General features: G+C 53.7%; 9 protein-coding genes. 5 read left to right on the forward strand and 4 right to left on the reverse strand.

Features of this window, described 5'->3' with window-relative positions:
* Nucleotides 1-145 precede the first annotated feature (145 nt).
* The gene (locus tag G8770_RS07835; RefSeq protein ID WP_167184346.1) at nucleotides 146-2554 is read right to left on the reverse strand and encodes a TonB-dependent receptor; all 2409 of its coding nucleotides are present in this window, start codon (nucleotides 2552-2554) and stop codon (nucleotides 146-148) included.
* Nucleotides 2555-2773: 219 nt separating this feature from the next.
* On the opposite strand from G8770_RS07835, the gene G8770_RS07840 reads away from it, so the two are divergent.
* Nucleotides 2774-3553, forward strand: a complete 780-nt coding sequence (locus G8770_RS07840; protein WP_167184349.1) for a prolyl hydroxylase family protein — start codon at nucleotides 2774-2776, stop codon at nucleotides 3551-3553.
* A 95-nt stretch (nucleotides 3554-3648) separates the two neighbouring features.
* Here the strand turns inward: G8770_RS07840 and G8770_RS07845 are convergent, their stop codons facing one another.
* Genes G8770_RS07845 through G8770_RS07855 form a run of 3 tightly spaced genes read right to left on the reverse strand, consistent with a single transcriptional unit; the run spans nucleotide 3649 to nucleotide 5794 of the window.
* Nucleotides 3649-4653: a 2Fe-2S iron-sulfur cluster-binding protein gene (locus tag G8770_RS07845; protein WP_167184352.1), complete on the reverse strand. Its 1005-nt coding sequence runs from the start codon at nucleotides 4651-4653 to the stop codon at nucleotides 3649-3651.
* Entirely contained in the window at nucleotides 4654-5292 is a 639-nt protein-coding gene (locus G8770_RS07850; protein WP_167184355.1) for a MiaE family protein, read from the reverse strand.
* A gap of 58 nt (nucleotides 5293-5350) precedes the next feature.
* Nucleotides 5351-5794, reverse strand: coding sequence for a DUF1289 domain-containing protein (locus G8770_RS07855; RefSeq protein WP_167184359.1), 444 nt, complete (start codon nucleotides 5792-5794; stop codon nucleotides 5351-5353).
* Nucleotides 5795-6005: 211 nt separating this feature from the next.
* On the opposite strand from G8770_RS07855, the gene G8770_RS07860 reads away from it, so the two are divergent.
* The 4 genes from G8770_RS07860 (at nucleotide 6006) to speA (ending at nucleotide 14787) form a co-directional block, all read left to right on the forward strand.
* Nucleotides 6006-6227 carry a hypothetical protein gene (locus G8770_RS07860; RefSeq protein ID WP_167184362.1) on the forward strand — a complete coding sequence of 74 codons (222 nt, stop codon included), beginning with the start codon at nucleotides 6006-6008 and terminating at the stop codon, nucleotides 6225-6227.
* A gap of 431 nt (nucleotides 6228-6658) precedes the next feature.
* A complete protein-coding gene (locus G8770_RS07865) occupies nucleotides 6659-9457 on the forward strand; it encodes a bifunctional aconitate hydratase 2/2-methylisocitrate dehydratase (RefSeq protein ID WP_167184365.1) in 2799 nt (932 codons plus the stop codon).
* A 265-nt stretch (nucleotides 9458-9722) separates the two neighbouring features.
* Nucleotides 9723-12347 (forward strand): bifunctional aconitate hydratase 2/2-methylisocitrate dehydratase, encoded by a 2625-nt coding sequence (acnB, locus tag G8770_RS07870; RefSeq protein ID WP_167184883.1) that lies wholly within the window; start codon nucleotides 9723-9725, stop codon nucleotides 12345-12347.
* 526 nt (nucleotides 12348-12873) lie between these two features.
* Entirely contained in the window at nucleotides 12874-14787 is a 1914-nt protein-coding gene (gene speA, locus G8770_RS07875; protein ID WP_167184367.1) for a biosynthetic arginine decarboxylase, read from the forward strand.
* The last annotated feature ends 3 nt before the right edge of the window (nucleotides 14788-14790 follow it).

Genomic DNA, 14790 nt, shown 5'->3' on the forward strand with positions numbered 1-14790 from the left:
ACTTCTACTCTGAAGACCCGTAAACTACTCAGGGTTTGAGGCAGAGCATAAAGGCATCAAGGGAACCGGCGTTAGCCGGTTCCCTTCAGCCCTGCGGACGGGCGTTGCACCAGTGCGCAGGAGATATACCCAGTGGTTTTACAATTTAAAACGTATAGCGCATCGACGCACCCAGTGTACGAGGCGCGCCGTACATGTAACCGCCGTAGCCGCCACTGTCGATCACGTTCAGACCGCCGGTGACATACTGTTCGTCGCCGGCATTATTGACGTAAGCCGCCAGATCAAAGTTGGAACCCATCACACTGCGCCAGTCAAAGCGAAGATTCCAGACTTCGTAACTCTCCTGGGTCGAAAAGTCGGTCGCTGCCGCAATGTCGTCGTCCGTCCAGTTGGGTGTGAAGCGCCCCGGCAACTCGGAGAATCTGTGGATGAGCGCGTGGGTATACATCGTATCCTGCCAATAAACGCTGGCCATGAGTGACATCTCCCCGACACTCGCCGGCACTGGCAATGTGTAGGTGGTGGACAATGTCAAAGACTGCTCAGGGATGTAGGTAAACTCACTGTCGGTGGTATCAACCTCAACGCCACCAATGGTGTCGGTCTTGTCTTTATACTCACCATCGACATAGGAGTAGGAGAAGTTGATCTGCAGGTTGTCGGTCGGCAACAACGTCAGTTCGAATTCCGCCCCTTTCACTACAGCCTTACCGGCATTTTCGGTACGGGTGTCGATCGTACCGTTGTTGTCAAAGGAACGGGTCTGATGAATATCGGTATAATCTTGCCAGTACAAAGCCACATTGGTCCGCACCGCCATGCCGGCAAGCTCCCAATCCGCTTTGTTTCCCAATTCATAAGTGGTCACCAGCTCAGGCTCAAACGGCATCAGCGTGCCGTCGTCGCGTCCGCGGGTATTAAAGCCCCCCGCGCGATATCCGGTTGACGCACTGGCGTAGACCAACATGCCATCCATCGGGTTGTAATTCAGTGATGCACGCCAGGTGGCTGCGTCAAAATCTTCTTTGACCGTGCGCTCACAAGTGGCGAGAGCAGTCCCGCCGGGGCCGGTTACATTACAGTTGGTACGATCCAAATCCGTCCATTTACCGAGCGTCAGCTCTCGCTCATCCCAGCTCTGGCGGGCGCCAGAGGTCACCGACCACTGGTCAGAAAAATGCCAGGTCGCTTCACCGAAAACACCGTAAGACGTGTTGAGTGCCGTTGATATTCCGGTGTCGTAACTGCCGGGCGCCTGCTGTACCACATAATCTTCGGTGCCGTCGGTTTTGGACCAGTACAAGCCGGTAACCCACTCCATGCGGTCATCAAAGGCTGAGCCCAATAACTGGACCTCGTCACTGTAAAACTCGGATTGCAACTCGGTCAGTAGCGGGTCAGTCGTGACTCCAGGCGCACCCAGAGTGGGCGTTCCCCACCCGGCAAAGGCAGTACCATCAACATCCGTCGCGGTTTCAAAATTGACTTTGCGATAGCCAAAAATATTCTTGACCGTGAAGGCATCATTCACTTCGAACTCTGTGGTGTTGGACACAAAGGTGTTTTTGACGTCCTCCTCGGAATCGATATCGGTTTCAACTTCCCAGGGGTCGTTATTGGCGATATTGCGCTGAACGCCAGCGGAATAATCCGGCAAGTACCCCGCACCTGCCGCCCAGCCCAAGCCAACACTGGAATTGACCGACGTGTTATAGAGTACCGCTGCCGCAACGCGGTTTTCATCCTGAGCCAACACCAAGAGGTTATTAAGATCGCCTTGGTCAAAGTTGACACTAATGCGTGCGCCCTGAGAGTGTTCATCACTGTAGTCATCGCCATTTAAGGCGTTATCGGCGACATTTTCCTGATAACCATCGCGGTCCAGTTTATGAGCAGCAATGCGCACCTGCAGGTTATCCGTGATAGGCACATCGACAGCGCCCTCAAACCCCGTCAGGTTGTAATCACCCACTTTGACGTTGACGTAACCACCCAGCTCGGAACCAGGACGTTTTGAGGACATAAGGATGGCACCGCCGGTGCTGTTGCGACCAAACAGTGTGCCTTGCGGTCCTTTCAGTACCTGGACATTCTGTAAATCATACATTCCCAGGTTACTGCCCTGAGTGGGCGCTATGACGATGTCGTTGATGTATATCGGCACCGCCTGATCCTGATTAAAGGCCCGTTCAGCGGGGCGTTGACCACGCAATGAAATGATCGGTTCATTCTGTGAGGCACCGGCACTGGAGATTCTCAGCGAAGGCACTTTCGTGCCCAAATCCTCAATTTTGTTGACGTTTTGAACCCGCAGAAAATCTTCGCTCATGGCCGTGACCGCCACAGGCACATCCTGGATACTTTCTTCACGGCGACGCGCGGTAACGACCACTTCCTCCAGCGTCATCGCTTCGCCGCCAGCAGCCTGAACTCCTCCTGTGTAACCAAACAGACCGACGCTCGTGACACAAAACATTGAGGCTGATGCCAGGTTCCTGGCACTCATGACCTCTTTGACAATGACTGCCAGTTTATTTTTATAAGTGTTCATTAGTCTATCCCTCAGTGGTGATGACAGTTATTATTATTCGCTCTGATTTAGCTGAACGCGCATAGTAATACGAGATATCTGGCTGCAGGTTAGGTATTTGACGAAGAGGATGAGTCATTTGGCGAACCCGATGAACACTGCTTGGGCTCGTGTCCGATAGTCACAACCACTGGCCCAATTGAGATACTGAAATCTGTTCCCACAACCCGAAACATGCATATGACCAGATCAATTTCACAGCAGTTCTACGTCGTCGCCCACGAACCCGGCGCTGAAAACCCGTCACTGCCCACCTGGGGCAACCGCAGCGAAAACCCCATTAAGCTGACAAAGGACTACCCCACAGAAGTTGTTATCCGCCAACCTGTGGCCGACGTACCGGGGGCTTATCAACTGCTTAATGTACTAACTGCCGCCGAGTGTAAACGTTTCCTGGAGCTGACGGAGTCGCTGGGCTATCTGCCGGATGCCGCGGTATCCCTGCCCAGAGACATACGGCACAACGACAATGTCGTTTGGGTTACCGATCAACAGACCGACACCTTGATCTGGCAGCGGGTTACATCACTGGCCAATCAGCAACTGGAGATTTTTGGTGGCCAGAAAGCCCTCGGACTCAACGCGCGCTTTCGCTTCTATCGCTATCAACCGGGTGACTTTTTCAAACCCCACAGCGACGGTGCCTGGCCCGGCAGCCGAATCATCAATGGCGAGCTGATTACCAACGCCTACCCCGATCGCTACAGCTTCATGACCTTTTTGATTTTTTTAAATGAGGATTTTGAAGGCGGAGCAACCCGCTTTCTGGTGAACGCCGACAACTCCAGCCAGCCGGCGCGCCAGGGGTCACCCGTAAAGGCTGTGGATGTGCGTACGCCCGCCGGCGGTGTGCTGTGCTTCCCTCACGGTGCCCATCCCCTGCACTGCATTCACAGTTCAGAGCCCATCCAGCAAGGCATCAAATACATCATCCGTACCGATATGCTGTTTGCACTGTGATGGCGATGTGATGACTTTTCAGCGCCCACCAATAATCCGTGTGTGGCCTCGTGGTGGAACATGGAGTGCCCGGGGAAACGCCTGAAAAAACCACCTCAGGGAAAAGCCTCTGTAATGATATCCAAACGGCCGGCGCCAGCAAAAAAGCACAGCTTTTGCAGAGCCGCAACGGCGCTTGCGGCTCCGCACAAATACACCCGGTTACCACGCAACGACTTTTGATTCAGGCGAACGGCGTCGAGTAAGTCACCAAATGCCAGCACTTCTGTTTGCTGTGCATCTGAAGATTGTTCTGTTGCACCGCTGACGACACAAACCTGGAGGTTTGAATGTTGTTGGGCCAGCTGCTGCAACTCCTCACAGAGGTAGACCTCGTCGGGGTGAGCTGCCGCGAAATACACACTGATTGGTCCCTGATGGTTTTGGGCCAGAGCTTCTTTGAGAACCCCCAACACAGCCGCCAGTCCCGTGCCAATGGCCACCAATAACAAGGGCTTACTTGCATCTTCAGCCTCGTAGACGCAATGACCATTCGCTGGAGAGAGTCGCAACTGATCGCCAATCTGTAATTGATCGTGGATCCAGCGACTGACCTCTCCTTCAGCATGACGAGCAATATGCAACACCAAGACCCCGTCCCGCTCCCGGTGACTGGCGATAGAGTACAAACGCGCTGTGCGTTGATTTTTCCACAACAAGACATGCTGCCCGGGCTTCCATTTTCCCGAGACGTTTAAGCGTAGCTCCAATACCCGGGGCGACAACAATTGTCGACCCACCACTTCGGCCAGCCAACCTGTGTTTGGGTCAGGAAACTCAGCCTTGATGTCCGTGTCCGGAAAACAGCAACACGACAAAAATTGATGGGCACGAACCTGTTGCTCGCTAAGCCCCTGCTGGCTGGCCAAGCGCACACTGTCGCTTTGCTGCAGCCATGACTCATCGCTTTGTAGCAGACAGGATTGACACAGTCCGGCACGACAACTGTTGGGAACCGCGTGGTGTGCGCGCAGCAAGGCCTCCAGTACCGACTCACCCGCCTCTATCGGTATTCTCTGGTGGTGGAACTGGACGGTGACTGCCGGATCAGATTTGGACACCTATGCATCTGCCTGCTGAAACTCCGGTGGCTCAACCGGAATGCCGGAATGCAAACGAAAGAGCTTGTCCGGACTCAAAATGGCTTTTTCCTCGACCCCCAAAAAGAACTCGACGCGTGGCGTGATGTCCTCTGCAGCGTAAGACTGAGCCAGCGTCAGATAGTCTTTAAAATGGCGGGCTTCGGACTTCAGCAGCGACAGGTAAAATTTGTTCAGATCCGGCTCCAGGAAAGGCGCCAGCGCATCAAAGCGCTCACAGGAACGGGCCTCAATAATGGCACCGACTATCAGGGTATCGATGAAGTTTTCACGCTGCTCTTTACGCACATGGCGAGCCATTTTGGACGCATAGCTGCTGGCCTTGAGCGGACGATAAATAATTCCCCGTTTTTTCAGGATTTTCAGCGCCTGCTCAAAATGCACCAGCTCTTCCCTGGCCAGGCGACTCATCTTGTTGAGCAAATCCAGTTTGGTGGGGTTCTTCGCCATCATGGTCATGGCGGACTGGGCCGCCTTCAACTCGTTTGCAGCGTGATCCAATAAAATCACTTCAAGCTCTTGCAGAGCCCGATCCAGCCAAACCTGGGGTGTTCGGCAACGAAGAAATTCCAGAACGGGGGTAATTGCAACTGCACTCATGAAAAACATATCCGTGGAGGGTTACTGAAGACGGTTACTGGCGATGGGCATCCGCCACTCAGGCGGCGGGAAAGTAACGATCGTAGTGAGCACAGGACAAGGTGTAATAATCCTGATCAATGGCGGCTTTGATGTCCACCAGAGAGACTCCCTGCCACTGTGGCTGATAAGCCAGGCCATACACCTGAAGATCGTGAATCTGACTGGCCCCGGCTTTTAACAGACTGAACACCCAGCAATAGGCATCCTGATCGCTGTTAAATTGTATTTGTTGATGCTTGATGGCCGCCAGCAGCTGGGCATGGTCCAGAATACGCAACTTGTTGCTCACGACCTGTACCAGAAAGGCGTCCAAACGCTGGGCGATGATTTGCCGCTGTTCGTTGGAATAAGCATTCCAGTTCACCACCTCGTGAGCGTATCGCTTACAGCCCCGGCACACCTGATCCCCAATGCCGGTTGAACAAACCCCCACACACGGTGTTTTTACCCGTTTTAACATGCGTTCCTTATGTATCCCGTTTTAACTCTCAGCCGTGACCCTGAACAAATATTCACTCACAAACCAGCCGTCACTCGCCCCGGAAGCGATTGATATTTAACCAGAAACAAGCCGTTTAACATCCTGCTTGATCTGCCTCAAAGATGAATCGGTGGATTATATGACATAGTCGCAACGATATCAGCCGCTTCTAATAATTGGAGGTCACACGATGGCCGGTGAATTTTTGATCGCTCAGGAACAGATACAGGGTGCAATTCTGAAGGCGGATGCCGACAGGAGCATGAATACGGAAACCATGACACGGGCCCTGCTGGCCGAACTGCTCAACCAACTTGCCAAACATCACTCACAGGAAGAGCTTAAGGCGCTGCTGCTCTATCAGCTGGATCAGATCGCCGAAGACGAATTCGTCATCACCCGTGGCTGTTAACCGCCCCCCATTCACGCTGGCGCGAATTGCTCAACTTTTCGCCACCGGTGCCCTCCAGGTGTCATAACACGCTGCGACTCATCAACGATTGCACAGGAAACTGTGCCCTGACCAGACTCTGTTGATGGCTCATTTCAAACACCAGAATGATTTTCCAGCCTTCGTATACCGATCATTATTTGCCCTGCTTATAATGATTATAAGTAGCTGATTTCCAAGACAACTTAACTAAGGCAAGGGTTTCGTGTACAATCCGCGCCCCGTTAAGGGTGGATTTTGTAGTTAAACTACCTAATGATCGGTTGAAAATATCCCCCTTAACCCATCGATGTGGGTCATCGATAGCCTCACCACCCAGAGATCCTGGTGGCGTGAGTAAACAACGACATATTAGAGGCATCAACCGTGCCAGAAGCCTTCAGGAGGTTTGAATGAGCTTATATTCAGAATACTTGGATGAAATCGCCACCCGTAAAAAGGATCTGGGGTTGAACCCTAAGCCAATCGACAGTGCTGAACTGCTGTCAGAAATCATTGCCCAAATCAAAGATACCGGTAATGAGCACCGTGAAGATTCTCTGAAGTTCTTCATCTACAACACCCTCCCCGGCACAACCCCTGCCGCCGGCGCAAAAGCAAAGTTCCTGAAAGAGATCATTCTCTGCGAGGCTTCTGTCGCAGAAATCACGCCTGAGTTCGCCTTCGAACTGCTGTCGCACATGAAAGGTGGCCCTTCTATCGAGGTCCTGCTGGACCTGGCCCTGTCTGCCGATGAAGCCGTTGCCAAACCGGCTGCCGAGGTACTGAAGACTCAGGTATTCCTGTACGAAGCCGATACCGCTCGTCTGGAAGCGGCCTTCAAAGAAGGCAACGCTATCGCTAAAGAGATTCTGGAAAGCTACGCCAAGGCTGAGTTCTTCACCAAGCTGCCGGACGTTGAAGAAAAAATTGAAGTGGTTACCTATATCGCCGGCGAAGGTGATATTTCTACTGACCTGCTGTCTCCAGGTAACCAGGCACATTCGCGTGCCGACCGTGAACTGCACGGCCAGTGCATGATCACCCCGGAAGCTCAACAAGAAATTGTTGCACTGCAAAAGCAGTACCCTAACGCCAAAGTTATGCTAATCGCCGAGAAAGGCACCATGGGCGTTGGCTCTTCCCGTATGTCTGGTGTGAACAACGTAGCCCTGTGGGCCGGTAAGCAAGCCAGCCCATACGTTCCTTTCATTAACATCGCGCCGGTCGTTGCGGGTACGAATGGCATCGCGCCAATCTTCCTGACCACGGTTGATGTCACCGGCGGTATCGGCCTGGACCTGAAAAACTGGGTCAAGAAAGTCGATGCCGACGGCAACACCGTGACCGACGCAAACGGCGACCCGGTACTGGAAGAAGCCTACTCGGTCGCGACCGGCACGGTTCTGACCATCGATACCAAAGCCAAGAAGCTGTACAACGGTGACAAAGAGCTTGTCGACGTGTCTGGCGCTTTCACCCCACAAAAAATGGAATTCATGAAAGCTGGCGGTTCCTACGCCGTCGTCTTCGGTAAAAAACTGCAGACAGTCGCAGCTGATGCTCTGGGCATTGAAGTTCCGCAGGTTTACGCCCCCTCCAAAGAAATCTCCATTGAAGGCCAGGGCCTGACTGCCGTTGAGAAAATCTTCAACCGCAACGCCGTAGGTGTTACCTCCAAGACCCCACTGCACGCGGGCTCCAATGTTCGCGTTAAAGTGAACATTGTTGGCTCCCAGGACACGACTGGTCCCATGACCGCTCAGGAACTGGAAGCGATGGCTGCTTCTGTTATCTCGCCAAGTGTTGACGGTGCTTACCAGTCTGGCTGTCACACCGCCTCTGTTTGGGATTCCAAAGCCAAGGCCAATATCCCCAAGCTGATGGCCTTTATGAACAACTTCGGCCTGATCACTGCCCGTGATCCCAAGGGTGTTTACCCTGCCATGACCGACGTAATTCACAAGGTTCTGAACGACATTACTGTCGACGACCGCTCTATCATCATCGGTGGTGATTCTCACACCCGTATGTCCAAGGGCGTTGCCTTCGGTGCTGACTCAGGTACCGTTGCTGTGGCTCTGGCTACTGGCGAGTCCGCCATGCTAATCCCGGAGTCTGTGAAGGTTACCTTTAAGGGTCACATGAAATCCTACATGGATTTCCGTGACGTGGTACACGCGACTCAGGCACAGATGCTGAAGCAGTTCAACGGCGAAAACGTGTTCCAGGGTCGCATCATCGAAGTACAGATCGGTACTTTGATGGCTGACCAGGCCTTCACCTTCACCGACTGGACGGCAGAAATGAAGGCCAAAGCCTCTATCTGTATCTCTGACGATGAAACCATGATCAAGTCTCTGGAGCTGGCCAAGTCCCGCATCCAGATCATGATCGACAAGGGCATGGAAAACCGCGACCAGATGTTGCAGCGCCTGATCGACCTGGCTGACAAGCGTATCGCTGAAATCAAGTCTGGCGAGCAGCCTGCCCTGGCTCCGGACAACAGTGCCAAGTACTACGCAGAAGTGGTTGTCGATCTGGATCAAATTGACGAGCCCATGATCGCTGACCCGGACGTCAATAACGACGATGTGTCCAAGCGTTACACACACGACACTATCCGCCCTGTTTCCTACTACGGCGGCACCAAGAAGGTTGACCTGGGCTTCGTCGGCTCCTGTATGGTTCACAAAGGCGACATGCAGATCATCGCTCAGATGCTGCGTAACCTGGAGAAGAAAGGCGACATCACCTTTAAGGCTCCACTGGTTGTTGCACCACCAACCTACAACATCGTTGACGAACTGAAAGCCGAAGGCGACTGGGCTCTGCTGCAGAAGTACGCTGGCTTCGAATTTAACGACAACGATCCTAAAGGCGCTGCTCGTACCAAATACGAAAACATTCTGTATCTGGAGCGCCCTGGATGTAACCTGTGTATGGGCAACCAGGAAAAAGCTGAACCCGGTGACACCGTCCTGGCCACCTCTACCCGTCTGTTCCAGGGCCGCGTCGTAGCTGATACCGCCGAGAAGAAAGGTGAATCCCTGCTGGGCTCCACCCCTCTGGTTGTTCTGTCTACCGTGTTGGGCCGCACACCTACCATCGAGGAGTATAAAGAAGCCGTTGAGGGTATTAACCTGACTGACTTCGTGCCACCCTCCGATGACCTGAGTGTAGAAGCCCAGCCAATCAAGATTGTTGGCTAAGCTCTGCTGGCTTTGAGCTAAATAAAAAGCCCCGCCGGTTTAACCGGCGGGGCTTTTTTTGTCTTGGCCCGTCACCCATTTAGCCCCCCATGTCTATGGGCACCTTCCATAAGCCCTACCCATAAACCTCCTTTTATAACCCCATACCAACCAGTGTATTCGGGCTGCATTTCCTCAATCGTTTCACTAGCTGCTATATTTACCTCACGAAAACTCATCAAGTGGCGGTCGGTGTATGTCGTCACACAACATAGAGGATACCGCCATGCTTGAAGCCTACCGCCAACACGTAGCAGAGCGTGCGGCCGAGGGTGTGCCACCTAAGCCGCTAAATGCTGAACAAGTTGCAGACCTGGTGGAACTGCTGAAAAGCCCGCCAGCCGGTGAAGAAGGCGCCATTCTGGATCTGATCACCAACCGCGTTCCCCCCGGCGTTGACGAAGCCGCTTACGTGAAAGCCGGATTCCTGTCCGCCATCGTTAATGGCGAGGCCACCTCCCCACTGATCGACAAAGTTGCCGCCATTAAACTGCTGGGTAACATGCACGGCGGTTACAACATCGAAACACTGGTTGCCGCCCTGGACAATGACGATCTGGCCGCTCTGGCCGCCGAAGAGCTGAAGCACACCCTGCTGATGTTTGACGCGTTCCACGATGTTGAAGAAAAAGCCAAAGCTGGCAATGATAACGCCAAAGCGGTTATGCAATCCTGGGCCGATGGCGAGTGGTTCACGAACCGTGACAAGGTTGCCGAAAGTATCAAAATGTCCGTCTTTAAAGTCACCGGCGAAATCAACACCGATGACCTGTCTCCTGCCCCTGACGCATGGAGCCGCCCAGACATTCCTCTGCACGCCCGCGCCGCCTTTAAAATGACCCGTGACGGCCTGACGCCTGAAGAGCACGGTGTCACCGGGCCTATGGCTCAAATCGACGAAGTCAAAGCCAAAGGTTACCCTGTTGCTTTCGTAGGTGACGTTGTCGGAACCGGCTCTTCCCGTAAGTCTGCCACCAACTCTGTCTTGTGGTTCTTCGGCGACGACATTTCCGGCGTACCCAACAAGCGCGGTGGCGGTGTTTGTATCGGCGGGAAAGTCGCTCCTATCTTCTACAACACCATGGAAGATGCCGGCGCCCTGGTTTTCGAAGCCCCGGTTGACGAACTCAACATGGGCGACGTGATTGAGATCCGTCCATACGAAGGCAAAATTCTGGCAGAAGACGGCTCTGTACTGTCTGAATTTGAACTGAAATCTGATGTTCTGCTGGACGAAGTTCAGGCTGGCGGTCGTATTAACCTGATCATTGGTCGCGGCCTGACCACCAAAGCGCGCGAATCTCTGGGTCTGCCCACGACGGACCTGTTCCGTATCCCGGACTCCCCTGTCGACACGGGTAAAGGCTTCTCACTGGCGCAGAAGATGGTCGGTCGCGCCTGCGGTCTGCCTGAAGGCCAGGGTATCCGCCCGGGCACTTACTGCGAACCGAAGATGACCACCGTGGGCTCACAGGACACCACCGGGCCAATGACCCGTGACGAACTGAAAGACCTGGCTTGCCTGGGCTTCTCTGCCGACCTGACCATGCAGTCTTTTTGTCACACTGCGGCTTACCCCAAGCCAGTGGACATTGACACCCAGCACACCCTGCCAGACTTCATCATGACCCGTGGCGGCGTTTCCCTGCGTCCCGGCGACGGCATCATCCACTCCTGGTTGAACCGCATGCTGCTGCCTGACACTGTCGGTACTGGTGGCGACTCCCACACCCGCTTCCCCATGGGCATCTCGTTCCCAGCCGGTTCTGGTCTGGTGGCTTTCGCGGCAGCGACCGGTGTTATGCCTCTGGATATGCCTGAGTCTGTGCTGGTGCGCTTTAAAGGCAAAATGCAACCGGGCATCACCCTGCGTGATCTGGTCCATGCCATTCCTTACCAGGCCATCAAAGACGGTTACCTGACGGTTGAGAAGAAAGGCAAGAAAAACATCTTCTCTGGTCGGGTACTGGAAATTGAAGGCCTGAAGGGCCTGACCGCTGAGCAAGCCTTCGAGCTGTCTGATGCCTCCGCTGAGCGCTCTGCCGCTGGCTGTACCATTCAGCTGGAACAGGACTCAGTGGCTGAATACCTGCGCTCCAACATCACCCTGCTGCGCTCGATGATCGCTGACGGTTACGGCGACCCACGCACCCTGGAACGTCGCGCCACCAAGATGGAAGAATGGCTGGCCAACCCTGAGCTGCTGAAAGCGGACGCCGATGCAGAGTACGCTGCGGTCATCGAAATCGACCTCAACGAACTGAAGGAGCCTGTCGTGTGCTGCCCGAACGATCCAGACGACGCCAAGCTGCTGTCTGAAGTGGCTGGTGACAAGGTTGACGAAGTGTTCATCGGTTCCTGTATGACCAACATCGGCCATTTCCGCGCTGCTGGCAAGCTGCTGGATCAGTTCAAAGGCACCATCTCCACTCGCCTGTGGCTGTGTCCTCCCACCAAAATGGATGAGCACGTGCTGATGGAAGAAGGCTACTACAATATCTTCGGCCGCGCTGGCGCGCGCATGGAAATGCCGGGCTGCTCACTGTGTATGGGTAACCAGGCACGCGTGGCTTCAAACAGCACCGTACTGTCGACGTCGACCCGTAACTTCCCCAACCGTTTGGGCGATGGTGCCAACGTTTACCTGACCTCAGCGGAACTGGCTTCCGTTGGTGCGATTCTGGGTAAACTGCCTACCCCTGCAGAATACATGGAGTTTGCGAAAAACTTGGATGCCATGTCCAGCGAGATCTACCGCTACCTGAACTTCGATCAAATCGCTGAGTTCCAGGCCAAGCACGACGAAGGCAAGAAGATTGCCGCCGTTCAGTTACAGGATGTTGCGGTTTAAGTCTTAGCCCTCAGCTTATGAGCCCCAAAAAGCCTCGCTCCAGCGGGGCTTTTTGGCTCGCAACTTAAGAGCTCACAACAGCCTGTCCCGCCCGGCCAGCAGGGCATTTAACCCATCAGATTCTTGCCCGCCCGCCCCCCACTCCCCCCAAAACCCAAACAGGCGGCTATTTTGGCGCTTATCTCAAAAAAAATGTGAAAAAAAATACCCGAATAAAGCCTCAGAATAAGCTGAAATAACACTCAATTTTTTATCATAAAGCCCTTGCATATCAACAAGTTAAAAATATGTTTTGAGCTATTTTACCAGCGAGTAAATTTCATAAACTGCAGCCGTTTGCAAATCTGGTCTAAGGCTGTAAATTACCCCTAGCAGGCGGTTTTTTTTTACTGCAGAATGCGCGCGATTCAGGGGTGAGCACACAAAACCGCCCTCAAGATACCTTAGCGGTAGAAGGCTTAACGCATACAAAAGCCACCTCCACCCCGCATTAACCAACAAGATTGCTGCTTCAGGAGAACCCTAATTGACTCAGCGCCCCAACCAGGACTGGACCACCGAGCACTCCAATCAACTCTACGGTGTCGACCGCTGGAGTAACGACTATTTTGGTCTTAACAGCAATGGCCTGGTCACTGCGCGGACACTCAATGCCGAAGTACCGTTGATGGACATCGTCAAGGGCATGGCTGAGCGCGACCTGCAAATGCCCGTTGTGCTGCGCATCGAGAACATACTGGATGCACAACTGTTCCGTCTCAATGAGGCCTTTCGCACGGCGATTGAAGGCTCTGGCTATCAGGGCGTGTATCGCGGCGTGTACCCGATTAAGGTCAATCAGCAGGCGCAGGTGGTTGAAGAGATTGCTGCCTTTGGCGCACGATACCAACACGGTTTTGAAGTCGGCAGCAAGCCGGAAATGATCGCGGCCCTGGCGACGCTGGAAGACACTGGCAGTCTGATCATCTGCAATGGCTACAAGGACCAGGAGTTTTTCGACCTTGGCCTGAACGCCATCAAATTGGGGTTTAAGTGCTTTTTCGTCATTGAAACACCCGCTGAGCTGCCAATCCTGATTGAGCGCAGCCGGATTTTAGGGGTTAAGCCGTCCATTGGTGTGCGCGTCAAAATGACCACACAGGTCAGTGGCCACTGGAATTCCACCAGCGGTGACCGCAGTGTATTCGGTCTGACCACCAACCAGTTGATTCATGTGGTCGATACCTTGAAACAGGAGGAGATGCTCGATTGCCTGCAATTATTGCATTGCCACCTGGGCTCACAGATACCGAACATCCGTGACATCCGCAATGGCATAGTCGAGGCTTGTCGCTACTACACCGACCTTGTTAATGAAGGCGCAGCCCTGTCACACATCGACCTCGGTGGCGGTCTGGCGGTGGATTATACCGGCAGCCGTGGCAACGATGAACAGAGCCGGAATTACAGCCTGGAAGAGTACTGCCTGGACCTGGTGGAAACGATCAAGAACACCCTGGACATCAGCCAGATACCGCACCCAACCATCGTGACGGAATCTGGCCGAGCCACCGTGGCCTACTCTTCGGTGCTGTTGTTTAACATTCTCGACATCAATCACTTTGAGCCGTCCGAGATAACAGTGGCCACAGCCAAAGAGCCCATTCAGCTGCAGGAATTGCGTGCCGTACTGGAGGATTTGAAGCCCGGTCATGAACAGGAGTGCTTTAATGACGCACATTATTTTCGCAATGAAGTGCGCGAGCTGTTTAAACGCGGTCAGGTGAGTCTGCGCAACCGTGCCACGGCGGACAATTTGTTTCTGGCCATTCTCCACCAGATTGCCGACATGGTGGATGATATGGAGCAGGTACCGACGGAACTGGAAGGCCTCAAGCTGTCATTGGCGGATATTTATTACGGCAATTTCAGCTTGTTTCAATCCCTGCCGGACATTTGGGCCATTGACCAGCTGTTCCCGATCATGCCTATCCACCGGCTGGAGGAAGAGCCCACTCGACAAGCAGTGCTGGCCGACATTACCTGTGACTGCGATGGCAAGATTGATCGCTTTATCAACCCACAGCAGGGCTACAACAAGACCCTGCCGCTGCACCCAATGAGCGAGGGTGAAGAATACTATTTGGGCGTATTTCTGGTCGGGGCTTATCAGGAAACGCTGGGGGATTTGCACAATCTGTTTGGTGATACCAACGTCGTCAGTGTTCGCATTAACCGCGATGGCAGCTTTGATTTCGTCAAAGAAATTCACGGCGATACCATCGCAGATGTACTGACTTACGTGGAATATCAACCCAAAGAGCTGCAATTGCGTTATCGCAACACGGCAGAAAACGCCGTTCGCGAGGGCCGCATCACCGCCCGGGAGCGGCAACAGATCATGCAGACGTTTAATGCCAGCCTGCAGGGCTACACTTACTACGAAAAAGAAGACAACTGAGGA

The organism is Pseudomaricurvus hydrocarbonicus (genome assembly GCF_011602365.1).
GTDB lineage: Bacteria > Pseudomonadota > Gammaproteobacteria > Pseudomonadales > Cellvibrionaceae > Pseudomaricurvus > Pseudomaricurvus hydrocarbonicus.

Bases quoted from the DNA above. Each gene is read 5' to 3' on its own strand.
- G8770_RS07840 (WP_167184349.1), top strand. From the start codon at position 2,774: ATGACCAGATCAATTTCACAGCAGTTCTACGTCGTCGCCCACGAACCC.
- G8770_RS07850 (WP_167184355.1), bottom strand. From the start codon at position 5,292: ATGAGTGCAGTTGCAATTACCCCCGTTCTGGAATTTCTTCGTTGCCGA.
- G8770_RS07835 (WP_167184346.1), bottom strand. From the start codon at position 2,554: ATGAACACTTATAAAAATAAACTGGCAGTCATTGTCAAAGAGGTCATG.
- G8770_RS07865 (WP_167184365.1), top strand. From the start codon at position 6,659: ATGAGCTTATATTCAGAATACTTGGATGAAATCGCCACCCGTAAAAAG.
- G8770_RS07855 (WP_167184359.1), bottom strand. From the start codon at position 5,794: ATGTTAAAACGGGTAAAAACACCGTGTGTGGGGGTTTGTTCAACCGGC.
- G8770_RS07860 (WP_167184362.1), top strand. From the start codon at position 6,006: ATGGCCGGTGAATTTTTGATCGCTCAGGAACAGATACAGGGTGCAATT.
- acnB (WP_167184883.1), top strand. From the start codon at position 9,723: ATGCTTGAAGCCTACCGCCAACACGTAGCAGAGCGTGCGGCCGAGGGT.